The sequence below is a fragment of the Cohnella sp. genome (genome assembly GCF_041641335.1).
Taxonomy (GTDB): domain Bacteria; phylum Bacillota; class Bacilli; order Paenibacillales; family Paenibacillaceae; genus Cohnella.
In genome coordinates this window covers 15,164-37,045 of the sequence record NZ_JBEPYQ010000054.1, presented here as the reverse complement: position 1 = coordinate 37,045, position 21,882 = coordinate 15,164, and the positions used below count along the sequence as shown (strand labels likewise).

Sequence of the window (21,882 nt, the reverse complement as noted above, 5' to 3'; positions counted from 1 at the left end):
ATGCCTTTTGCATGTCCACATTACGATATCCGCTCCCAGAATAAGTCGTTTTTTTGGAATTTCAGCCGGTAGGCCGAGACCTGCTTGGCGAGCGTCCGACACATGGCGAGAACCTTTATCGTATCCCGAGGATCGTGCGCCCAGTAAAAAATTTTGTCCATCAGCCGGAGCATCGCCTCGGACGACGGGATGGCCAAGCGGTCGATCTCGTGCGATTGCTCGAGCAGGTGAATGCCGTCCAGCCGTCGGGCCGTCTTGCCGTAATCGGATAGGGAGTCGCTGCGGAAGGGCGAGTCGTAAGCCAGCGCCCGGTCCGGTTCGATTTTGATCAGCGTGGCTTCGTCCGACAGCACTTCTCTGGGATGCGACAGACTGGCGACCGTCGACTTGCCCGCCCCGGACGGGCCGGCGAACAAGTAGGCCTTCCCGTTGCTGACCACGCACGACGAATGAATCAGCAAACCCCAACCGTGATGAACGATAAACGCGCTATAGAAGGCCATCAATCCGTGCTTAAGCGCGACCTCGTCGTGCGCCTGCAGCCTGGCTTCGCGGTAGGTGCCGATCGTCTCCAGCAAGAAGTCCGTCCTTGCATAGCGAATCAGTTCTCCGTCCTGACGAATCCGGACGTCGAAGCTTTCGAAGGGTTCGCCGTAGCCCAGCTTTAAATGGATATACATATCCGGAACGGTCATATCCCATTGTTCCGGTTCGATGACTTTGAAGTGGAGGCGAATCCATTCGCGAACCGATTCCTGCTCCGTGCTCGCGAGGATGAAATGATCGCCGATCTGGATTTTGTTAACCAACATAACGTCGCACTGCTCCTTCATGGTATCGTTAGCGGTACGAAACAGGGGCGTGCTGCGCCCCTGTCTGCATGATTCCTAGCGCCACCAAGGCTTTCCTGGCTTTACTGGCTTGCCGGAGATGTGCGTTTCGAACACGACGGGAAGCTGTTCGAGCACGGCCGGAGCGGAATAAGCTTTGTTCATAGGTATCGTCACCTCCTTTCACGCAAGTTCTGTACCTAACCGTTCAGGATCAGCTTTGTTTCGGATTTTACCTTTTCCGCGAGCCTTCCCTGCTGGATGAGGAAAATACGGTCCGCTTGACTGATGGAGGAAAGGCGATGGGCGATCGTCAATACGGTTCGGTCCCTCATGAGCCGGCGGAGGGCTTCCTTGACGAGCGCTTCCGATTCGAGGTCGAGGGAAGACGTCGCTTCGTCCAGCAGAAGGATCGGAGCGTTTTTCAGCAAGGCCCGCGCGATGGTAAGGCGCTGCCTCTGCCCGCCCGACAAGTTGGCTCCGCGTTCGCCCACGACGGTGTCGTAGCCGTCCGGAAGAGCGACGATGAAGTCGTGGGCGTTCGCGTCCTGGGCCGCTTGAACGATTTCGCGCTCGTCTGCGTCCGGTTTTCCGCCCGCGATGTTCTCCCGGATCGTTCCTGCGAACAGGTACGGTTCTTGCGGAACATAAGAAATATAACTCCTCCATACGTCCGGCTCCGTCGCCGTCTGCGTCCTTCCATCGAACGAGATATTGCCTTCGGTAGGCCGGAGCAGCCCGGTCAGCAGTCGGAACAGCGTGCTCTTGCCCGAACCGCTGGGGCCTGCGAAGACAACGTGGCTGCCCGCAGGGATGAACAGGTCGACGCCGTCGACAGCCTTAATGCCCTTCTCGTAGACAAAGGAAAGCCGATCGAGCCGAATCCCGTCCTTAAGCAGGGGAGGAGGCAGATGACGCGGCATAGCCGGAAGTTCCGGTTCCTCGTCGAGAACGTTCCATATCCGCTCGGCGGAGGCGAGCGATCGTTGCAGTCCGCCCCATTGTCCGGCAATTCCGGAAAAGGGATAAAACAAATATTGAATGAGCGTCACGAACGCGAAGAGCGATCCGACGGTTATCCGGCCAAGCGCGACCAGATAGGCCCCCATCCCGATGCTGACGAAGAATGCGGTTAACGACAGAGCGCCGGAGCCGGCCTGCAGCCAGCCGACTAGACGGGCTTCCTTGCGTTCCAGCTTGAGCACCTGATCGCAATGAGCGCCGTAAGAAGCAGCCAGCTTGCGCTCCATCGAGAACACCCGAATGACGGGAAGCCCCGAGAAAATATCGTGCAGCAGCGAATTGACTTTTCCCAACCGTTCTTGAAGCCGCCTGCGGTTGTCCCTGACCTTCATGCCGAATATCCCCCCGACGATGACGGCCGCGGGCCCGATCATGACGCAGACCAGGGCCAGCTCCCAATGGATGGCGAGCAGATAAACGAATGCGGCGGCAGCCAGGACGGGCATGCGGAGGAGGTTCAACAGATGGCTTCCGATGGCGCCGTCTATTCCGGAAACGTCCTGGGTGAGCTTGGAAACAAGCTCGCCGGAATGGTGTCTGGTGAAGTAACCGGCCGGCAGCCGAAGCAGATGATGCATCAGATCTTGCTTCAGATCTCTCCGTATTCGTTGGACGGTCTCCGCTTGCAGCACGGATTCGTAGAAATCGGCCAGAAAGGAGAAAATCACGATGCCGGCGCCTAACGCCATGAGTCCGACGATTCGCTTCGTTTCCCCGGCGATCGCGGCGTCGGCCGCCGCTCCCAAGAACCAGGTGAAGAACAAGGTTAAGCCGATGTCGGCAAACATCAGAAACCCTAGCAGACCGTAGATCGCCCGGTATTTGCGGATATATCTCCATAACCTGGTGAATGGCCGTTTCATTTCGTCGTATCCGAGAAAGCGACGCAATCGAATACTGAATGCGGAGGCATTTATTGCCGAGACGGAAGTCGTGCGCATGGTCGAACACCTCTGAACGCCGTTAAGCGCCTCTTATTAGTTTACGAAGCCGTTGCTTGTAGAGCCGGTAATAGAGAGCGGGAAGCGATCTTGGAGACCCGGCGTCGTCCAGGCTGTACCTAGCGAGAGCTTCCGAGGGAATTACCGTCCGGAATAGGTAGCCGAGTCGATAACGCCAGGAGTCCATTACGGTCAACTTGCGAATCGTTCTGCGGATCGAGCCGGATTCGGCATCGGGCTTCCAGAAGCGCAGCCTGGGCTCGAACGGCAATGGCTTGACGCTTCGCAGTTCAGGGAAATGTCCGTATAGGCAGGCCAAGGCGGCGACGACTCTCCTGCTCGTTCCGTCGGATCGCGCCTGATTCCAAATCCACTCCATATCGATCCCCTCCCGATGCCGGACAAGCAAGTGCAGCAGATCGAGGATGTATTTCGCCGAGTCCATCAGATGGCTGGCTCCATGAAGGCAGAGAGCGTAGAACGTATACGTCGCGTTCCATACTCGAACATTGTCGTATCCGTCGAGACGGATCGAATTCTCCCACGCCGTCCTCATGTCCATTCGGGAAGTGCCGCTCGGAGCGAGGCTCCAATGAAGTTCGACCGGCAGGGGCTCCGGAAGCCCGCTAGACGTCTTCGTCCATTCCAGATGGTAGTGCTCCGGGTTTTCCTTCAGCGGAGTACAGTAACCGGCGTTGGCCACGCAAGCAAGAGCAGCTTGTATATGCTCGGGGGCCACCAGCAGATCAATGTCGGACGTGCCTCTGGCGGCGAAATGCCCGAAATAGCGTTCCGCCAGCATTGTTCCTTTCAGAGGGATGACAGGAATGCCGTTGGCCTCGAATTTGCGAAGCAGCAGTTCGGTTTCATGCCGGATCACCATGTTTTGCATGAAGCAGGCCTGATAGATGCGGGAAAGAGCCGCAAAGAAAAAGGCGGGAACGGAACGGAGCCGTTCGGCCTCCTTCAACAAAGCGTAAATCTGAGCTCCGGTTGACGAGCTTTCGATTTCCTGGAGCAGCTGCGCGTAATCGATTTTCGTCTCGCCGATCCCGTGCTCGGACAAGTAAAGCGCTCGCAGAAAAGGGATCATCATATTTCGGCCCAACTCCTTGAGAGAAGAAGTCATACACCCACTTTAAGATACATAATGTATCGTGTCAAGGGTGTTTGTCACGAAATGTATCCTGAAGATTGCGAAAGATTCATAGTTGACATGTTACTATTTGTATCATAAATTAGGATTATATGATACAAAATGTTTCTCAAATTAAGAGGATATGGGAGATGAGATTCGGGAATGAAAGGAATTTTATTGGCTGGAGGCAGCGGGACGCGTTTATATCCCTTGACGAGGGCCGTGTCCAAGCAGTTGTTGCCGGTCTACGACAAGCCGATGATCTATTATCCGCTATCAGTGCTCATGCTGGCCGGCATTCGAGACATTCTGATTATTTCGACGCCGGAGGATACGCCGAGATTCAAGCGGCTGCTGGGAGACGGAACCGACTTGGGGGTCTCGTTCTCTTACGCCGTTCAGCCTTCTCCGGACGGCATCGCGCAAGCGTTCATGATCGCAGAATCCTTTATCGGCAACGACTCCGTCTCGCTGATTCTGGGGGATAATCTGTTCTACGGGAACGGACTGCAGCTGATGCTGGACCGGACGGTCCACAAGCGAAAAGGCGCCACGATCTTCGGATATTACGTGAACGATCCGGCACGCTTCGGAGTCGTCGACTTCGACGAGACGGGCAAGGTCGTCTCCATCGAAGAGAAGCCGGAGAATCCGAAGACGAATTATGCGGTTACGGGTCTCTACTTCTACGACAACCGGGTGGTCGACATCGCCAAATCGATTCGTCCTTCCGCACGGGGAGAATTGGAGATCACCGACGTGAACAAAGTATACCTGGAGCAGGGCGACCTGCATGTGGAGATTATGGGCAGGGGATTCTCGTGGCTCGATTCTGGAACGCACGAATCGCTGCTGGAAGCGTCCCAGTTCATCGAAACGATCGAGAAGAGGCAGAGCCTGAAGATAGCTTGCCTGGAGGAAATCGCGTATTTGAAGGGCTACATTACCAAGGAGCAGCTGTTGAATCTCGCGGAGCCGATGATGAAGAACGAGTACGGAAAATATTTGGCCTTCGCGGCGGAGTATAACGAGAAGAGAAGAAAGCTCCCGATCTCCGTCTCCAGCGCCAACATGCTGAACCCGGAGACCGTCGGTTAACGACGAAGCAGGCGAGGGATTACCCCGCCTGCTTCGTTTTTTTCTCCGTCAGGACCGCGCCGGCGGAGATGCCGGAAACCGGGATATCAGGGCCGGCCGGCTTCCTGTCGTCGCCCCCGTCCATCCGGCTGCCGCCGTTCAGGATGCCGCCCTCCTGAACGTGCAGAACGGCGGCTTGGGAATTGCCGTGAAGCTGTCCCGTAGCGGTGATGACCAGCTTGCCGAGCGTATGTACGTCCCCGTACACTTTGCCCGCGATGGTCACGTCGCGCGCGGTGATGTTCGACCGCGCCACGCCGCCTTTTCCGACTACGATGCTGCCCTTGCTCTCGATATCCCCGTGGTACGCTCCCTCGATCCTCACGTCCGCTTCGGATTTCATCAGCCCGTTAAACTCCGTGCCGGCGCCGATCAACGTATCGGTCGTGCCGGCTCTGCGCTTGCTTCCGAACATGGCTCTCAATCCTCCTTCACTTGTCGCAAATAGGGGAGCGGGTTGACCGGCTTCTCGCTGGCGACGATCTGGAAGTGCAGATGCGGTCCGGTGCTGCGCCCGGTGTTGCCCATCTCCCCGATCCGGTCGCCCCGCTCTACCCGCTGTCCGATCTTCACTCCGATCTTGCTTAAATGCAAGTAGTGCGACTCCAAACCCGTCCGATGGGCAATGATGATATAATTACCACGTGTGCGATTGAACCCGGCTTCCGAGACCGTGCCGTCTCCGGCGGCGAAGATCGGATCGCCGACGTCGCCGGTGATGTCCACTCCCGCATGAAACGCGGTTTTGCGCGTGAACGGATCGCTTCGGTAGCCGAACCCCGAGGTCAACCGTCTGGAGACGGTGGGCCAGGCCGACGGCAGCGCGTCCAGCTCGGCCTGCCGCCGCTCCGCCTTGCGGAGATTGGCTTCCATGGAGTCGGCCAGCTCGCCCAGCATCTGCGATAATTCCGCGATGTCTTCGATCGTCAGTTCGACCGCGGCGGCCGACACTTTATCGGACGCGGCGACGGCATAGGAGGATACCGCTACTTCGGAAGCGGGCCCGCCCAGCGGAATCGTCTGACCGTCGCCGTAATGGCCGATGAATTGCCGAAGCTTGGCTTCCAGAACCGCCAATTCGTTCATCCTCTTCTGCAATTGCCCGGTTCTGTCGTTCAGTTCGAGCAGTTCCTGCTTCAGAGAACGAATTTCTCCGTTCTTGGCCGCGAGGGCGGCTCCGCTGCGGACTTCCCCGGCGTCGAGCAGCGCTTCCAGCTCGTGAATCCGCTGCAGCGATTCCAGCTCTCTGGCCGCGAACGCCCCTGCGACCGTTAGCGCGGCGGCTACGGGGAGCGCGGCAATCGCTCGCCCGGACACCCGGAACTGCTTCACCCGATAGTCGGCGTCCCGGATCAGGATGAACGACCATTTCGCTTTCCGTCGTCTGTGTGCCATCGGCTCTCCTTTCGGAATCGAGATTTGTCGGGCTCTTCCCTGTACTACTGCTATTTATTCTTGAAAGCTTTCTTTCATTCCTGGAAATCATTAAGAGACGCGAGGGTACGATGGATATGATTGCGTTCGGACTTTGCCTGCTTCTGCTTATCTTTATCTTCCAGGCGGCCACCATTTTGCTGCTCGAGTTTCGGAGGCCGGCCCATGCGACGGCTTGGCTGTTCATCCTGTTTCTGTTCCCGTTCGTCGGCTTTATTCTCTACTACTTTCTGGCGACGGAGTATCGCAGAAGTCGGAAGGCCCGCCGCAGGGGCAGCCTGGACCAGCGCCGCCGCGCCAAGCTGCTGGCGATGACGATGACGGTGACGGACCCCGCCGCGCTGTCGCCGACCGGGATCGCGGAACAGCCGCGCCTGTTCCGCACGCTGCTCAAACGCGGCGAGCTCCCCGTCTCGGGACGCAACCGGACGGCCGTGTTCAACAACGGCAAGGATACGTACGCTGCGATGCTGCACGCGATCGGCGAAGCGAGGTCGCACGTTCATATTTCGTCCTATATCGTTCGGGACGACGGCATCGGCAGGCAGCTGCAGCAGATGCTGCTCCGCAAGGCGGCCGAGGGCGTGCGGGTCAAGCTGCTGTACGACGGCATCGGCAGCATCAAGCTTAAGGACTCCTATATCCGGATTCTGAGGGAGGGAGACGTGGAATGCGCTTGCTTCTTTCCGCTTCGGCCATCGTTTCTCAAGAAGAGAATGAACTACCGCAATCATCGGAAAATCACGGTCGTGGACGGCAAAGTCGGCTTTATCGGAGGCTTGAACTTCGGCGACGAATACATCGGCAAGCACCCCCGTCTCGGTTATTGGCGGGATACGCACCTGATGCTGGAGGGGGATTCCGTCTACTGGCTTCAGGAGGTGTTTCTGAAAGACTGGGAGATCGCGACGAGCCTGAAGTCGGACGATCCGTCGTATTTCCCCGAGCACGGAATTCCCGAGGCGGAGGCGGTACAGATCGTGCCAGCGGGACCGAACCGGAGAGGGGACGCGATTCACGATTCGGTGTTCGCGATGGCGAACGCCGCCAAGGAGCGCATCTGGATGACGACGCCGTATTTCATCCCGAGCGCAAGCGTGGCGATGGCGCTTCGCGACGCCGCCGTCAGCGGGATGGACGTTCGGCTGATCATTCCCTATGTTCCGGATACGTGGCTCGTTCACTTGGCGACGCTGTCCTATGCGGAGGAGATGATGCGTTCGGGCGTTCGGGTGTGGCAGTACAAGAAGGGTTTCGTCCACGCCAAGACGCTGGTCGTCGATCGCTTCGCCGCCGTCGTCGGTTCGGCGAATATGGACCTGCGGAGCTTCTACAGCAACTTCGAGATCAATGCGCATCTGTTCGATCCGGCTGCCATTGCCGAGGTAGAGCGGCATTTTCTGCAGGATCTGCAGAACAGCGAGGAGATTAATCTGCAGAGGTTTCTGAAGCGGTCGCGTACCCAGAAAGTCAAGGAAGCGATGGCGCGGATCCTGTCTCCGCTGCTGTAGCTATTTCTTGCCGAGCAGATGGGCGATGACCGGGCCGAGCGATTGTCTGGGCACCGCGGCCAACGGGTCTCCGCGCTCGCGGAGCCGCTGCGGCACGTTCAGCAGGTGAAAGTCGGTCGGCTTGACGTCCTTGCGAACCTCGTCGCGGGTCAGCGGGGTCGATACCGTAGCCATGGGACGCGCGCGGGGGGAATAGGGGGCGGGAAGCGTCTTGCCGGCGTAATGCTGCAAATAATCGAGATAGATCAGCGGACCGCGGTCCTTCTTCAGCCGTTCCACGGTGAAGAGGCGGGGCTGGCGCGCGACGAGATATTCGGAGAGAAATTTGCCGAAGCGGCGCAGCTCGTCGAAGTCCGGACCGCGCTCGATCGGCATAACGATCTGCACGCCGGTCGCTCCCGACGTTTTGGCCGCGGCGCTCAGGCCGAGGGAATCCAGCGCCTGCAGCACATGCTCCGTCGCTTCCATCAGCCGCGGCTCCTCGTCAAGCGAAGGATCGATGTCGAGCATCCACGTATTGGGCAGCGGGTTGTCGATCTCGTCGGAGGAGACGTGGAATTCGAGGCTGTACAGGCTTCCCGTCCAGAGCAGCGTCTCCACGGAGTCCAGCACGACAAAGTTGATGCTGCCGTCCTTGGAGGTTCGCACGTATTCCGGGATCGGCTCGGGGCAGTTTTTCTGATAGAAGGATACGCCGTGTATCCCCTCCGGATAGCGAATCGTCGTCAAATAGCGGCCTTCGGTATACGGAAGCAGGAAAGGAGCCAGCTCCGCCAAGAGCTGCACGTATTTCAGCTTCGTAATGCCGGCTTCCGGCCAGATCGGCTTATCCGGATGGGAGATGGCCAGCTCGTGTTCTCCCAGCCGCACGACCGTTTTCGTTTTGATCATGCGCTAAGTACCTCCGTTCTCCGGCAAATCGGACTCCGTTTAATCCGCGCCGTTCTGTCCGACGACGCACTCCGCCAAGTAACGCTCCGGCAGCAGCGCCTGAATGCTGGGGTGTCTCATCGTTCCCCCTTTGGTCCAGTTCAGGAACTGTACCTTGGCAACCAGATGAGGCTTTACCCAGGTGACGCCTTTCTCCCGGTCTGGCCGGCTTGAGAACGGCATCTCCCGCACGGCCAGCGAAGGAATGCGCTCGGTCAGCGCCCTCCAATGTTCCCGCGACAGCTTCCCCGTCCCCGCGTATCCGATGAAATGCAGCTTCTCCGTCCCATCGAACAAGCCGAGCAGCAGCGAGTTGACCGTCGGCCCGTTGTAAGTGACGCCCCCTACCGCGGCGTACAGATCACGCGTCAGCTTCAGCTTGCGCCAGCGGCCGTCCTTCTTGCCGATTCCGTAAGCTTCGCCCAGCTTTTTGCAGACGACACCCTCCATCCCGCGGGTTTTCATCAGCTCCAGCAGACCGGAAGAATCGTGAAAGTTTCGGCACAACTGAACGCGTTCGTTCGGAACGATAATTTCCTCCAGCAAGCTTTGCCTCCGTTCCAGCGGCAGGTCGACAACCCATTTTCCTCCCGTATACAGCACGTCGAAAATCATATAAGTGACGGGGACCCTGGGAAGCGCCGCGGCTATGCCCGATTGCATGCGCAGGCCGTCGCGCTTCATTACCTCGTGAAAAGAAGGCCGAACCTCGTCAAAGGCGATGAATTCGCCGTCGAGAATGAACGAGGTAGAGGTGCAGTAGACGGTCGGATCGGCAAATTCGGGATATTGCAGCGTACGATCGTTGCGCCGTCGGTTAATCAGGCGGGCCTCCCGGCCGTCGAAGTAGCTGAGCATACGAACGCCGTCCCATTTGATCTGCGCCACCCAGCCGTCTTCCTGCGGCAAGTCGGTCACGGCGATCGGCTCGAACGGAATGACGGGCTCTAGCTCCATGGCCAAGGTCCGACGGTAATCCTAAGCAGGAACAACGATCTGGTAGGCGTAATCGCATTCGCGGCTTTCATGGCGTCAAGGCACCGCCCCTTCTTTTTTGCGCCCGCGCGTTCCCCGGGTTTTGGCTTTGCCGCGATCCCCACCCGGCATCGTCGGAATCCGTCGGGGCGGCTCCCGGTTTGGCGGCTTCCAGGCTAGCTTGAAGCGCGGCCATCAGATCGATGACGTTCGTTCTCTCCACGTCCGGAGCGGTGACGATGTCCGCGCCTTCGCCGGAAATTTTGCGCTGTATCGCTTCTTGCAGAGCAATGCGGTAGTCGTCGGTGTACTTCCCGGGCTCGAACGGAGTCGACAACTGCTCGATGAGCATCTTGGCCATCGTCAGCTCCTTCTCGTTGACGTTCGTCTGCTCGGGCAAGTTAGGGACGAGCTGCAGCGGGCGAATCTCGTCCGGATAATGCATCGTCTCCATGCAGATGCAGTTGTCGACGGGCCTTATGGCCGCAAGGCTGCTCTTGCTGCGGATGGCGATTTTGGCGATGCCGATCTTGCCGGACTGCCGCATCGCTTCGAGGAGCAGATTATATGCGCCCGATCCCGCTTGATCCGGAGACAGGTAATACGCCTTTTGGTAGTACAGCGGATCGATCTCCGTCAGATCGACGAAGTCGAGAATCTGGATCGTTTTCGTATTGTCCGGCTTGATCGCGTCCAGCTCCTCCGGCTCGAACAGCACGAACCGTCCCTTCTCCTGCTCATAGCCGCGGGCGATCTCTTCCCAAGCGACCTCCTGCTCGCAGTGGGGGCAAGTGCGAACATTGGCGATCGGCGTGCCGCAAGCCTTGTGAATCATCCTCAGATGGATATCCTTGTCTTCGGTGGCGGTGAACATTTTGACGGGAACGTGCACGAGCCCGAAGCTGATCGCGCCTTTCCAGACCGTATGCATGGCTAACGCTCCTTTGCTGTAGAGGTTCGACGACGAAATTTGAATTCAGGGAGCGGACAACCGGACTTTCTCGAACACGGCTTTAAGTTGCCCATTCGCATGGAAAACAATCGGACAGGGAATATTGGTAAAGACTCAATCCATTGCCGAAGGGAGATGCCGCAAGTGGCTTCCGAAGAAGACGGGAAAGGGCTCGAAGACTCGATTTACGAAGGCAGGGACGAATACGACATGGACGTCGACCGGATGGTGAACGAAGGGCTGGGCGGCGGGCAGGTTACTTTTCAGAACGGATGGGTGCCGGACATCGAGGAAACCTTGGAGGACTGATTCTATGGATGCGCAAAGAGCTAAGGAAATTTACGAATCGGCGGATAACATCAAAGTTCGCCTGGACAGCGGAGAGCCGGTCTGGATCGAGCGCGTTGACGTCGAGGGAGGCGTGGCGACCGTTCAGGTCGGCCAGAGTCCGACGGACGTGCAGACGGTCGGCGTGGAGCGGCTGGAGGAAGTATCCCATTAGCAGGGATGGGCGCGTCGTACGAACGGATTTCCTCGGAGTGGGGCTTACTTTTTGAAAGCGATTCATTCGCGTGTTACAATAAAGTGGAGCTTCCTAATTTTCACATGAGGAGTGAGTGCGATGTACGACGTTGCCATTATCGGCGGAGGACCGGCGGGAGCCAGCGCCGCGATTTTTACCGCTAAGGCCGGCAAGAAAACGCTGGTGATCGATAACGATCAGAGCGTAACGAAACGCGCATGGGTGGAAAACCATTACGGCGCCGAAGGGATCACCGGTCCCGATCTCGTAGCCGTAGGCAAGAAGCAGGCGACCAAATTCGGAGCGGAGTTCGTGACGGGCAAAGCGACAAAGCTCGTTCCCGTGAACGGCTCGGTTACGATCGAAGCGGACGGGCAGTCGTACGAGGCGCTTCACGTCATAATCGCCACCGGTCTGTTCGCGGATGTAGCCGAGGCAAGCGGCATCGTCACCAAGCCAGGCACCGAGCCGAGGATCAAGACGATCGTCGATTGCGCCCCCGACGGCAAGACGAATCTCGCCAACGTATGGGCGGCCGGTACGATCGCCGGAGTCAGCATGCACACGATCATTACCGCGGGCGACGGCGCCAAAGTGGCAATCAACGTCGTCAGCGAGCTGAATGGAGAGCGGTACGTCGATCATGACGTTCTGAAGGTTTAAGCGGGAATAATTAAGAAGGCTTTGCGTCACCCCGATATGGGGTGGCGCAAAGCCTTCTGTTAGGTTGCGGAACGGCCTCGTTCGGGCATCGTCCGTCCGCGTGTCGGATTCAAGGCTTATTGCAGCAACTCCCTGATTTTCGAATCCGGCTCCATCCCCAGTTCAGAGAGCAGCATCGTCTCCAATTGCCGGTATTGCCGGATCGCTTCGTTTTTGCGGCCAAGCTCCAGGAAAATGCGAATCAGCTCGATGTGGATATCTTCGCGCAAGGCATCCAGCTTCAAAATCTCGCCATAGCCGTTCAACGCCTGAAGCAGCTGCCCACGTTGACGGAAATGGCGGGCTTGGAGCTCCAACAGCTCCGTATATTGCCGCTCGAGATTGAGCGCGTATCCGCTGGCCCAATCATAAGCTTTGCCCCGCAGCAGCGGTCCCGAGTACAGTGCCTCGGCTCTTTGGAGCAGGCCGGCGTTTCGTTCCGGGTCGCGCCGAATTTCCTTCAGCAACCGTTCGAAGTCGTGCAGATCGCAGTACAACTCGTCCGCGTTGATCCGGATTTCATTGCCCGCCATCGAGATCTCGCATTTGCGTCCGTCCGCATTAATTGCCTTGCGAACGTAATACAGCGTGGAATTCAAGTTTTTCCAGGCTTTGTCGGGCACGAATCCGTTCCATAGCGTATCGATGATTTCCTCTCTGTGCACGGTCCGCTTGCACACCAGAAAGGCGAACAGTTCTTCGGTTTTCGGACTTCTCAGCTTCACGGCTTCTCGTACGCCGTCTGCGTCCCGGACGCTTACGGTCATGCCGTTGAACAGAAACACTTCGAGCGGAGGCCTTGTCGCCTCGATCGACGGGCGCCCTGCCCGGATTCTCTTCATCGTGACGTTCAGCCGCTCCGCCGTGACCGGCTTCATCATATAATCCAAGGCGTTCAACTCGAAGGCGTGAACCGCATACGCGTCATATCCGGTTACAAAAACGATTTTGATCGACTCGTTAACGTCCGTCAGCAGCTTCGATAATTGCATGCCATTGATGTCCGGCATGGAGATGTCCAGAAAAGCGACGTCCACTGCATGCTTTTTGGCATATTCGTGCGCTTCCAGCGAGTCCAGAAACAGGACGACTTCGCTAGGCTCGCCGTATTCGGCGACGATGCGCCTCAGTCTCATCGCCGCGAGCTCCTCGTCGTCTACAATCATGATTCGCAGCATCCGTCAACTTCCTTTCGCCATCGCGTTTTCTCCGGGAAGCGCGATCTCGATTCGCGTGCCTCGGCCTTCCTTGCTCTCGAACCGCATCTCCGTACCGTACAGAAGCCGCAAGCGCTGGCTGATGTTCCACAACCCGATGCCTTTCGCCGCCGAATCCGGATGGAGCACGCGACTCAACTTCTGCGGGCTCATCCCGCGGCCGTTATCTTCTATGCATAAAACGACCCCGTTCCCCAAGCTTCCCTTAACGAGAAGACTCACCTTGCCTCCTCTGGAGTTGGACATGACTCCGTGCCGAATCGCATTTTCTACCAGCGGTTGAACGATGAGCGGAGGGATCAGCAGGTTCGGATCGGCGTCTACCTCGTACTCCACTTGCAGCCGGGCTCCGAAGCGGGCTTGCTCGATCGCGACATAGGAGCGGACCAATTCCAACTCGTTGCTAAGCGTCGTTAACGCGTCCAGATGCTTGAAATCGAAGCTGCTGCGCAAATAACGCGACAACTGCAGCGTCACTTCCTCCGCCTGCCGGGAATCGGTCACGCACAGCTCGGCGATCGCGGTCAAGGCGTTGTACAGGAAATGAGGCTTGATCTGGGAGCGCAAGAAGGCGATCTCCGCGTCCCGGGCCAGCTTGACCGACGACTTCAGCTTCGAGAGGCTTCTGACCCGAGCCATCAGTTCCTCGGATTCGAACGGCTTGGCGACGAAGTCGTTGGCTCCCAGCTCCATCGCCAGCCGGATGTCCTCGCTGCGACTTCGCGCCGTCAGCATCAGAACGGGCAATTCGAAGGGAGAGAACCGTTCGCGGATACGGCGCAGCACCTCGAAGCCGGACAGATCGGGCATTGTGATATCCAGTATGACGAGCAGAAGCTCCTGACGCGAGAGAACGGCTTCGAGCGCCAATTCTCCGCGATTGACGGCGACGATCGTTTGCTTCTCGAGCTTGAACAGATTGATCATGCTTTGCAGGTTCAACGCATTGTCGTCCACGATCAGAATCGATTCCGGCTGTTCGCCTTCGACGCGCAGCGGATAATTCTGATGAGCCAGATCGGCCTCGGAGAAAAGGGTTTCGTTCGCGTATCGCGGCGGCTCTGCTTCCGTTTTGACGGATTTACCGGGCGCAACGGGCAACGTAAACGAGAAGGTTGCGCCTTGCCCCGGAGTCGAGCGAACGCCGATGCGCCCTCCGTGCAGTTCGACGAGACGTTTCGTAATGCTCAATCCGAGTCCGGTTCCGGCGTATTGAGCCCCTTCCGCATGCTCTCCTTGCTCGTAATCCATGAAGATGCGCTCCTGCATGTGAGCCTCTATGCCGATTCCGGTATCTTTGACGCGAATGTCGACCCATTCTCCCGCAACCGCCGCGCTTACTTCCACGACTCCCCGATCGCAGAACTTGATCGCGTTGCCGATCAGGTTGTGCAAAATTTGCGTAAGCCGGATGCCGTCCGCATGAACGAGCGGCAGGTCGTCCGACACTCGGTTGACCAGCGTCACGTTTTTTCCTTCCAGCAGGAAGAGATGAATGCGAATGACCGATTCAACGTACGCCTTCAAGATGAGACGACTTTTGTGCAGCTTCATGTCCCCGTGCTTCAGCTTGGAATAGTCGAGCAGTTCGTTGACGAGATGAGTCAGCCGTCTTCCGCTGCCGACTACGAGCGACAGGTTTTGCGCCTGCTCCCCGTTGACCGGGCCGTTCACCCCTTTAAGAAGCGTCTCGGAGATGTTGACGATGGCGTTCAGCGGCGTTCTCAGTTCATGGGAAGTGTTGGACAGGAAATCGTCTTTGATTTTGTCCAGTCGCAGCAGCTGGTTCTTCATCTCATTGATCGTATTGTACGCTTCGAAAAAACGGAGAACGATGAGCAAGAGCATGGCCAGATTAAACGCGATGATGCAGAATTGGCTGAATTGCAGCGATGAGCTGACGCTTAGCGCGAACAAGATCGTATCGATAGAGTAAAATTGATCGGCAGGATGGCGATGCACAGCAGAAAGGCCTTCCAGCGATGGCCTTCCCCGCCGCGGATATACAAATAAGCGGCTCTTGCGAAAAGCCAGCCGAGCAGCAGTTGGTACATAATGACGATGTAATATTGAATTGGCGTATACGCGCTGATGGGGAGGAATACGACTAACATTCCGAAAGTCCCCAGCACGAGCGTGACAGCCAGCGTCAGCCTGAACGAAATGATGCTTCTTTGCAATTGATAGAAAGATAAAGCCATCGCCATGCAAGTGAGAACCGAGGCTACGTCTTTGATTTTGTACAGCGTCACGAACGAGACGTCCGGGATCAGCAGCATCAGCGAACGTTCGCCCATCAGACTGTGATAGATGCCGGCCACCGCGCAGAGAAACGCCAGCATCAGCAAGGAATAATCCTTCCTGTTGTACATAGCCGCCGCAATGAAGCAGATGACGTAGATCAACGCCAGCGTGCCGAGAATCGAGAGGATGACGAATTCCCGCGCCATCGTTTGCTGCTGAAGGCCGTTCAACGCCTCGTGCTTGCCGAACAGGAGAGGGACGACAATGCCGGAATTGACGTAGTCGTAGTTGGCGACTTGCACGACGAGCTCGACCTCTCTGCCATCGCTATAGAAAGCGTTCAGCTGAGGCCGATTGCCCGGCTCGTAAGCTTGGTCGCCGCTGCCCGGCAGTCCGTCCGCCAGCAGTTCCTCCCCGTTCACGTAAATCCGGCTCGAAAATCGGATGTTCGTTTTTTTCAAGGCGTAAACTCCCGAAGACGGGAGATCGGCCAGTACCATTCGATAAGTCGCCGCCCCGTAGACGGGCAGCTTGTCTCCTTTAACAACTTGTCCGTTCCAGGAGGAGGGAACCGTCATATAGGCGGCGCTTCCGGTCAACGCTTCTCCGTGCATCCGAAAGTCTTCGGGGGTCAGCAGCCGATTCCAATAAAATTCCCATTCCCCGTCCAGCTTGACGGCCGGGATCTGATCGGGGTTCCAATCGTGCAAGCTCATCGTTCCGTCGCGAACTTGCAGGGAGTTTTGCAAGCCGTCTTCGTTTTTCGTCAGCCAGAGAACAAAGAGCGAGGCAAGCAGAAGAGTGATCGCGCCGATCACGATCGACCTTCTTAGCGGCGTTTTTCCGGGCACTGTCTCTCCTCCTTTCTTATGTCATTCTATCAGCTTACCTTATCGGAATAAACAAATCGTAAACAAGATTCGACTTCTCCAGATGCAACGAGTCGTATGTTGTCGGTATTTGTTTATTCCTTGTTTATTGTGTCTTGGTAGGATGTCTGCAAGGCAAATATTTACATCGTTGTTGACGAAGAGAGGCGGTTGAAGATGAAGGAACGGGAACGAGAGCCGCAGTATGGTGAGAGGTTTCCAGGCGCCAATCTGGTAACCAGACTGACGATTATGTTGCTTGTATTGTCGTTGTGGCTGCCGACGGCGAGCCCGTCGGCATATGCGGAGCCAAGTGCGGTAAGGCTCAGCGAGCCGGAGATTATTATAGTAGATGGCGGATCGACAGTCACCGGCGCAGTCTATGGCACAGCTCAAGCCGTGATCGATGCCTTGGAAGCAAGCGTGACAAGCGCATGGATCAAAGCAGAGGACGATACAAGAGTTCTTGTAGACGTGAAACCCGGTACTTGGGAGGAAGCCGGAAGTAGTTCATACAATTCGGCAGTAGCGAATTATTATCACTTCTGGGCGGAACTGAACGACCCTCCGACCGGATACGCTAATCCTTCGGGAACAAGAGCCTATGTAATGGTCGCTGTGAAAGGGCAGGATGTGCCGCTCTTCGTTTCGCCGCTGCCCGTTGCAGAGCCGGGAATGAAGCAGGGGACGACGAAGCTGACGGGGTTGCCGCCGCTGGAGCCTTGGTCCGGGGGGCAATATGTAATTCGGGTGACATCCAGTCCTACTCCCATACCGAACGAGATTGATAGCGCACCTCCCGGCTACGAGGGTTTCGTGGCTTACTCGGGTAGCGCGGATATTGCGGGGGTAGATGCGGTAACCAATAAATACGTCGCCCTGTACAAGGTGGCAGGCTTCGGAAAAATTGTAGCTTTTAGCGAAATCGAGCTGACGGCGGACGATATTGCCGACAGCGATTGGCTGATTCCGGACTTTCCGTCGACGTTAAAGGCAGAGCCCGGCACGAAGCCGGGTACAACGAAGCTGTCCGGAGTAACGCCAGAGGCCGGTCATACCTTGTCGGTGCAAATTTCGTCCGAGCCGATCGACCGACCGGCAGCGGGCGTGGCGCTTCGGCAAGACACCAACAATTATCCCCCTTCTCCGTCGATTATGGACGGGAGCGAATTTGTTAATCACGCTTATGCGATGGGGGCCAACATTGCGGGCGCCGACGTAATGACGAACAAATACATTGCGCTGTATGAGAAAGACAGCGCCGATTATGTAACTCGGTTCAGTCAGATCGAATTGACAGCCGGCAGCTTCAGCCAAAGGGATTTCACGGATATGCCGGACAATCTGAGACCTGTTGCTCCAAAACCGACCGCTTCCAGTCTTCGGGATGTAACCTACGGGAACGGAATCTATGTGGCGGTAGGGTCGGAGGGGACCATTCTGACATCGGAGGACGGGATGGAGTGGGAGAGTCGGGATTCCGGCACGTCTAGAAGCCTTGAAAGCGTCGCGTTTCTCAATGAACAGTTTGTGGCAGTCGGCGATTTCTGTACGGTGCTCTTGTCGTCCGACGGGCAGACGTGGGCGGATCATTCCTTCGCTAATGACAATTGTTACCTTCGGAGCGTCGCTTATGGCGATGTCCATGGCGATGGTCAAGGTACCTTGGTTGCGGTCAGCAGCGTGGTTGGAACGTCTGTATTACAGCACGTTTTCATCTCCAGGGACGACGGCGTAACCTGGGAGGCACCGTCGTATTCGGATAACGTTCAATATCATTCATTCTCCGACGTGATCTTCGCCAATGGGAAGTTTATTGCGACAGGGCAGGGGTTTCGAGTTTATGAAAACTTCTCATGGCGAATCGTTCCGCCAGCCGTTCTGGTTTCCGCTGACGAGGGGGATACTTGGCAGATCGCGAGCAATGTTACGGTTGACGGTCTGGCTTTCGCCGACAATGTTCTGTATGGATTGATAAGCAACGGAGGGACGAACCTCACCCTACATGTCTCTGATGACGACGGAGTGAATTGGGTTTCGAGGAACATTGCTTCATCGAGGGCTCTTCAGGGATTCGCCCATGACGGTCACGGAAGCTATGTGTGGGTAGGGGAACAGGACATGATTCTTGCTTCGACGGACAGCGGTTTGACCTGGGCGAATAAGCTGAAGGCTACCGGACTGTCGGATTCCGGATTCTTCGAGGTTCAGTTCACCGGCGCGGCATTCGGCGACGATGGAAGAATCGTCATCGTTGGCGGGAACGGGGTCGTTCTCACCCAGGTTACCCCGCCTCCGGCGCCGGATTTTGATCCGCTGCCCGATGCCGAGCCGGGTACGGCGGCAGGCACGACGAAGCTGCCCTCGGTCACTTTAGGGAAGAGCAGCAATAAATTGATGCTGCGCGTGAACTCTTCTCCTGCCGATCCGGCATTGAGGCCGTATGTATGGGATGACACGCCGATTGGCGTTACCGCATACACGATCGGCGACGATATCGGGGGCGTAGACGCAACGACGAACAAGTATGTCGAATTGTATGAAACAAGCCCGTCCGGCAAAATCTTGTCGTTCAGCGTCATTGAACTGACAAGCGCCGACATTAGGTCGGGCTCTTCCGGCGGAGGTACTGCTCCGGCTCCGGGCTTCGGGTCGACGCCGACGGCCCAGCCGGGAACGCAACCGGGAACGACGACGCTGAACGGAGTGACGGCGGGAGCGGGCAATCAGTTGAAGGTTCTGGTCGGTTCAGGAAGCACGCCGCAGCCGAATGTCGGAGACGCCGTGCCGATCGGAGCGTCCAACTACACGGCCGGCAGTGACATCTCGGGCGTTGACGCCGCAACGAACAAGTACATTGCGGTGTACGAGGTAGACGGCGCCGGCAAGATCGTGAGGTTCAGCGAGATTGCGTTGTCTTCGAGCGACATTAACTCCGGTTCGTCCGGCGGCGGTTCCGCTCAGCCTCCGGCTTTGACGGCGGACGACAGCGATAACGATACGGATCATTCGATTGAAATTACGTTCACGGATGATGCGACATGGCGCGGAGCGATTACAGAAGTGAGCGTAGACGGAGCGGCGCTGTCAACTGCGGATTATACAGTTGCAGCGGGCAAGCTGACCATTCATGGAGACGTGCTTAGCGGCGGCACGCACACGGTCACCGTTAAGGCGACAGGGTATGCGGATGCGAGCGTGATTCAGAGCGTTAATCTGCCGGGCAAACCCGCAAATCCGCAACAGTTGACGGCGGTCGCAGGGGACGCTTCAGTACAATTGGGATGGAATGCGGTTCCGGGGGCGTTGTATTACAACGTGTACGTTTCCGAAACCTCCCAGGGCTTTGACGATGAGAAGTACGTCACGATAACGGGAGCAACGACGTACCAGGTGCCCAACCTGGTAAATGGAAAAACGTATTATTTTGTCGTGAAAGCGGGCATTGGCAACGATTTAAGCGCCGCATCCAACGAAGTCTCCGCGGAGCCGGGATCGACGGGAACGGGCGGATCGCCCGGAGCGCCGAAGAATGTGACGGCCATCGCGGGGAATGGCGAGGCGACGGTCAGCTTTACTCCTCCGGCGAACAACGGGGGCAGCGCGATTACAGGCTACAAGGTTATCTCCGAACCGGGAGGAATAACGGCAACGGGGACGACCAGCCCTATTACGGTTACAGGCTTGACGAACGACACGACCTATACGTTCAAGGTCGTTGCCACGAACAGCGCTGGGGATTCCCCGGCATCGGCACCGTCGGCAAGCGTTACGCCGACAGCGCCAGCCGGGTCTCCTGGAGCGCCGACGAACGTGACTGCTGTTCCCGGGAACGGCCTAGCGACGATCAGCTTTACGCCGCCGGCTAACGACGGAGGCAATTCGATCACGGGATATATCGTGACTTCCCATCCGGGAAGCTTGACGGCGACCGGAGCGGCCAGCCCAATCACAATTACTGGCTTGACCAACGGCACGAGCTATACGTTCACGGTGAAGGCGATTAACGCAGCGGGCAGCAGCGCGGCTTCGACCGCATCTTCCACCGTCGTTCCGAGCGCTCCGACCGGCGGCGACGGAGGTAACTCGGGCGGCGATTCCGGCGGCAGCGGCGGAGGAGCGAACGGCGGAACATCCGGCAGCTCTAACGAAGAGGCCGTTATCGTGCTGGTGAACGGCAAGGAGGAAAGCGCCGGAACGGCTACGACCGGCAAGCGCAACGACCAAACTCTCCTTACTATAGCCATAGACCAGAAGAAGCTGGACGACAAGCTGGCCGCTGAAGGCCAAGGCGCTGTCGTGACGATTCCGGTCAAAACGAAGTCGGACGTCATCATTGGCGAACTGAACGGCCAAATGGTCAAAAACATGGAGAACAAGGAAGCGGTTCTCGTTCTCCAAACGGACAATGCGACCTATACGATTCCGGCGCACGAGATCAACATCGACGCGATCTTCTCGCAGCTTGGCAAGCCGGCCAATCTGGCGGACATCAAAGTGCGGATTGAAATATCCGCCTCTACGGCAGAGACGGTCAAGCTTGCGGAGAACGCGGCGGAGAAAGGGACGTTCTCGCTCGTCATGCCGCCGCTCGAGTTCAATATTACAGCGGTTTACGGCAGTCAATCGGTTAACGTGACGAAGTTTAACGCTTACGTTGAGAGAACAGTCGCCATTCCGGACGGAATCGACCCGAACAAGATTACGACAGGCGTCGTGATCGAGGCGGACGGTTCGGTGCGTCATGTGCCGACACAGGTGACTAAGAACGGCGCGAGATATTTTGCCAAGATCAACAGTTTGACGAACAGTACGTACGCCGTTGTCTGGAATCCGATTGAGTTCAGCGATGTGGCGAAGCACTGGGCGAAGTCTGCGGTAAACGATATGGGCTCGCGGATGGTCATCGACGGAACGGGGGGCGGCAAGTTCACTCCGAATCGGGACATTACCCGCGCCGAATTCGCAGCCATTCTCGTGCGCGGACTGGGGCTTAAGCCGGAAAGCGGCGCGACGGCCTTCTCCGACGTGAAAGCATCGGACTGGTATAGCGGCGTGATCAACACGGCATATGTATATCGACTGATCGACGGCTTCGAGGACGGCACCTTCCGTCCGCAAGACAAAATCACCCGCGAACAAGCGATGCTGATTCTGTCCAAAGCGATGGTGCTGACCGGGTTGGCAGATACATGGTCCGCCAAATCTGCAGACGCGGTTCTGCATCCTTTCGGAGATGCGGCAAAGGTGGCCAAATGGGCGCAAAATGGGGTTTCGAGCAGCGTACAAGCCGGCATCGTAACAGGCAGAAGCGCGGATACGCTTGCCCCTAAGGCGAACATGACCCGCGCGGAGGTTGCGGCGATCATCCAGAGGCTGCTGCAAAAGTCGGAGCTCATTGAAGTGAAATAGTTAGAAAATTCATTAGGGGGTTAGGAAACGCGAGGGGCGTCCCC

17 protein-coding genes are annotated in these 21,882 nt (G+C 57.3%); 6 read left to right on the top strand and 11 right to left on the bottom strand.

Annotation, left to right across the window (positions count from 1 at the left end; translation table 11 throughout):
• Positions 1-20 precede the first annotated feature (20 nt).
• The 3 genes from ACESLM_RS17840 to ACESLM_RS17830 all read right to left on the bottom strand — a co-directional run bounded on the left by ACESLM_RS17840 (position 21) and on the right by ACESLM_RS17830 (position 3,890).
• Entirely contained in the window at positions 21-812 is a 792-nt protein-coding gene (locus tag ACESLM_RS17840) for a hypothetical protein (protein WP_372632919.1), read from the bottom strand.
• A gap of 218 nt (positions 813-1,030) precedes the next feature.
• The gene (locus ACESLM_RS17835; protein ID WP_372632918.1) at positions 1,031-2,716 is read right to left on the bottom strand and encodes an ABC transporter ATP-binding protein; all 1,686 of its coding nucleotides are present in this window, start codon (positions 2,714-2,716) and stop codon (positions 1,031-1,033) included.
• 100 nt (positions 2,717-2,816) lie between these two features.
• Positions 2,817-3,890 (bottom strand): nucleotidyltransferase family protein, encoded by a 1,074-nt coding sequence (locus ACESLM_RS17830; protein ID WP_372632917.1) that lies wholly within the window; start codon positions 3,888-3,890, stop codon positions 2,817-2,819.
• A 204-nt stretch (positions 3,891-4,094) separates the two neighbouring features.
• Here ACESLM_RS17830 and rfbA point away from each other — a divergent pair, with 204 nt between their 5' ends.
• On the top strand, positions 4,095-5,030 hold the full coding sequence (gene rfbA / locus ACESLM_RS17825; protein WP_372632916.1) for a glucose-1-phosphate thymidylyltransferase RfbA: 936 nt from the start codon (positions 4,095-4,097) through the stop codon (positions 5,028-5,030).
• 19 nt (positions 5,031-5,049) lie between these two features.
• On the opposite strand, the gene ACESLM_RS17820 is transcribed toward rfbA, so the two are convergent.
• The gene (locus ACESLM_RS17820; protein WP_372632915.1) at positions 5,050-5,484 is read right to left on the bottom strand and encodes a bactofilin family protein; all 435 of its coding nucleotides are present in this window, start codon (positions 5,482-5,484) and stop codon (positions 5,050-5,052) included.
• Positions 5,485-5,489: 5 nt separating this feature from the next.
• Positions 5,490-6,464 carry a M23 family metallopeptidase gene (locus ACESLM_RS17815; RefSeq protein ID WP_372632914.1) on the bottom strand — a complete coding sequence of 325 codons (975 nt, stop codon included), beginning with the start codon at positions 6,462-6,464 and terminating at the stop codon, positions 5,490-5,492.
• A gap of 110 nt (positions 6,465-6,574) precedes the next feature.
• On the opposite strand from ACESLM_RS17815, the gene cls reads away from it, so the two are divergent.
• The gene (cls, locus tag ACESLM_RS17810; RefSeq protein WP_372632913.1) at positions 6,575-8,014 is read left to right on the top strand and encodes a cardiolipin synthase; all 1,440 of its coding nucleotides are present in this window, start codon (positions 6,575-6,577) and stop codon (positions 8,012-8,014) included.
• On the opposite strand, the gene ligD is transcribed toward cls, so the two are convergent.
• The 3 genes from ligD to ku form a co-directional block, all read right to left on the bottom strand.
• Complete coding sequence (gene ligD, locus ACESLM_RS17805; RefSeq protein ID WP_372632912.1) at positions 8,015-8,905, bottom strand: non-homologous end-joining DNA ligase; 891 nt, start codon at positions 8,903-8,905, stop codon at positions 8,015-8,017.
• Between the two features lie 39 nt (positions 8,906-8,944).
• Positions 8,945-9,901, bottom strand: a complete 957-nt coding sequence (locus ACESLM_RS17800; protein WP_372632929.1) for an ATP-dependent DNA ligase — start codon at positions 9,899-9,901, stop codon at positions 8,945-8,947.
• Between the two features lie 67 nt (positions 9,902-9,968).
• Positions 9,969-10,850: a non-homologous end joining protein Ku gene (gene ku / locus ACESLM_RS17795; protein ID WP_372632911.1), complete on the bottom strand. Its 882-nt coding sequence runs from the start codon at positions 10,848-10,850 to the stop codon at positions 9,969-9,971.
• 165 nt (positions 10,851-11,015) lie between these two features.
• Here ku and ACESLM_RS17790 point away from each other — a divergent pair, with 165 nt between their 5' ends.
• The 3 genes from ACESLM_RS17790 (at position 11,016) to ACESLM_RS17780 (ending at position 12,057) form a co-directional block, all read left to right on the top strand.
• Positions 11,016-11,180: a hypothetical protein gene (locus ACESLM_RS17790; RefSeq protein ID WP_372632931.1), complete on the top strand. Its 165-nt coding sequence runs from the start codon at positions 11,016-11,018 to the stop codon at positions 11,178-11,180.
• Positions 11,181-11,184: 4 nt separating this feature from the next.
• Positions 11,185-11,373 (top strand): H-type small acid-soluble spore protein, encoded by a 189-nt coding sequence (locus ACESLM_RS17785; protein WP_094042059.1) that lies wholly within the window; start codon positions 11,185-11,187, stop codon positions 11,371-11,373.
• 120 nt (positions 11,374-11,493) lie between these two features.
• On the top strand, positions 11,494-12,057 hold the full coding sequence (locus ACESLM_RS17780; protein ID WP_372632910.1) for an FAD-dependent oxidoreductase: 564 nt from the start codon (positions 11,494-11,496) through the stop codon (positions 12,055-12,057).
• A gap of 116 nt (positions 12,058-12,173) precedes the next feature.
• On the opposite strand, the gene ACESLM_RS17775 is transcribed toward ACESLM_RS17780, so the two are convergent.
• The 3 genes from ACESLM_RS17775 to ACESLM_RS17765 are packed head-to-tail and all read right to left on the bottom strand — an operon-like array spanning position 12,174 to position 16,408.
• Positions 12,174-13,274 carry a response regulator gene (locus ACESLM_RS17775; RefSeq protein ID WP_372632909.1) on the bottom strand — a complete coding sequence of 367 codons (1,101 nt, stop codon included), beginning with the start codon at positions 13,272-13,274 and terminating at the stop codon, positions 12,174-12,176.
• Between the two features lie 3 nt (positions 13,275-13,277).
• The gene (locus tag ACESLM_RS17770) at positions 13,278-15,275 is read right to left on the bottom strand and encodes an ATP-binding protein (RefSeq protein ID WP_372632908.1); all 1,998 of its coding nucleotides are present in this window, start codon (positions 15,273-15,275) and stop codon (positions 13,278-13,280) included.
• Positions 15,218-16,408, bottom strand: a complete 1,191-nt coding sequence (locus ACESLM_RS17765; protein WP_372632907.1) for a hypothetical protein — start codon at positions 16,406-16,408, stop codon at positions 15,218-15,220. Before ACESLM_RS17765 ends, ACESLM_RS17770 begins: the two co-directional genes overlap by 58 nt.
• Positions 16,409-16,603: 195 nt before the next feature.
• Here ACESLM_RS17765 and ACESLM_RS17760 point away from each other — a divergent pair, with 195 nt between their 5' ends.
• Positions 16,604-21,838, top strand: coding sequence for an S-layer homology domain-containing protein (locus ACESLM_RS17760; RefSeq protein WP_372632906.1), 5,235 nt, complete (start codon positions 16,604-16,606; stop codon positions 21,836-21,838).
• The last annotated feature ends 44 nt before the right edge of the window (positions 21,839-21,882 follow it).

Excerpts from the sequence above, each read along its gene's own strand:
- ACESLM_RS17840 (WP_372632919.1), bottom strand. The coding sequence starts at position 812 with ATGTTGGTTAACAAAATCCAGATCGGCGATCATTTCATCCTCGCGAGC.
- ACESLM_RS17835 (WP_372632918.1), bottom strand. The coding sequence starts at position 2,716 with ATGAAACGGCCATTCACCAGGTTATGGAGATATATCCGCAAATACCGG.
- ACESLM_RS17830 (WP_372632917.1), bottom strand. The coding sequence starts at position 3,890 with ATGATGATCCCTTTTCTGCGAGCGCTTTACTTGTCCGAGCACGGGATC.
- rfbA (WP_372632916.1), top strand. The coding sequence starts at position 4,095 with ATGAAAGGAATTTTATTGGCTGGAGGCAGCGGGACGCGTTTATATCCC.
- ACESLM_RS17820 (WP_372632915.1), bottom strand. The coding sequence starts at position 5,484 with ATGTTCGGAAGCAAGCGCAGAGCCGGCACGACCGATACGTTGATCGGC.
- ACESLM_RS17815 (WP_372632914.1), bottom strand. The coding sequence starts at position 6,464 with ATGGCACACAGACGACGGAAAGCGAAATGGTCGTTCATCCTGATCCGG.
- cls (WP_372632913.1), top strand. The coding sequence starts at position 6,575 with ATGGATATGATTGCGTTCGGACTTTGCCTGCTTCTGCTTATCTTTATC.
- ligD (WP_372632912.1), bottom strand. The coding sequence starts at position 8,905 with ATGATCAAAACGAAAACGGTCGTGCGGCTGGGAGAACACGAGCTGGCC.
- ACESLM_RS17800 (WP_372632929.1), bottom strand. The coding sequence starts at position 9,901 with ATGGAGCTAGAGCCCGTCATTCCGTTCGAGCCGATCGCCGTGACCGAC.
- ku (WP_372632911.1), bottom strand. The coding sequence starts at position 10,850 with ATGCATACGGTCTGGAAAGGCGCGATCAGCTTCGGGCTCGTGCACGTT.
- ACESLM_RS17785 (WP_094042059.1), top strand. The coding sequence starts at position 11,185 with ATGGATGCGCAAAGAGCTAAGGAAATTTACGAATCGGCGGATAACATC.
- ACESLM_RS17780 (WP_372632910.1), top strand. The coding sequence starts at position 11,494 with ATGTACGACGTTGCCATTATCGGCGGAGGACCGGCGGGAGCCAGCGCC.
- ACESLM_RS17775 (WP_372632909.1), bottom strand. The coding sequence starts at position 13,274 with ATGCTGCGAATCATGATTGTAGACGACGAGGAGCTCGCGGCGATGAGA.
- ACESLM_RS17760 (WP_372632906.1), top strand. The coding sequence starts at position 16,604 with ATGAAGGAACGGGAACGAGAGCCGCAGTATGGTGAGAGGTTTCCAGGC.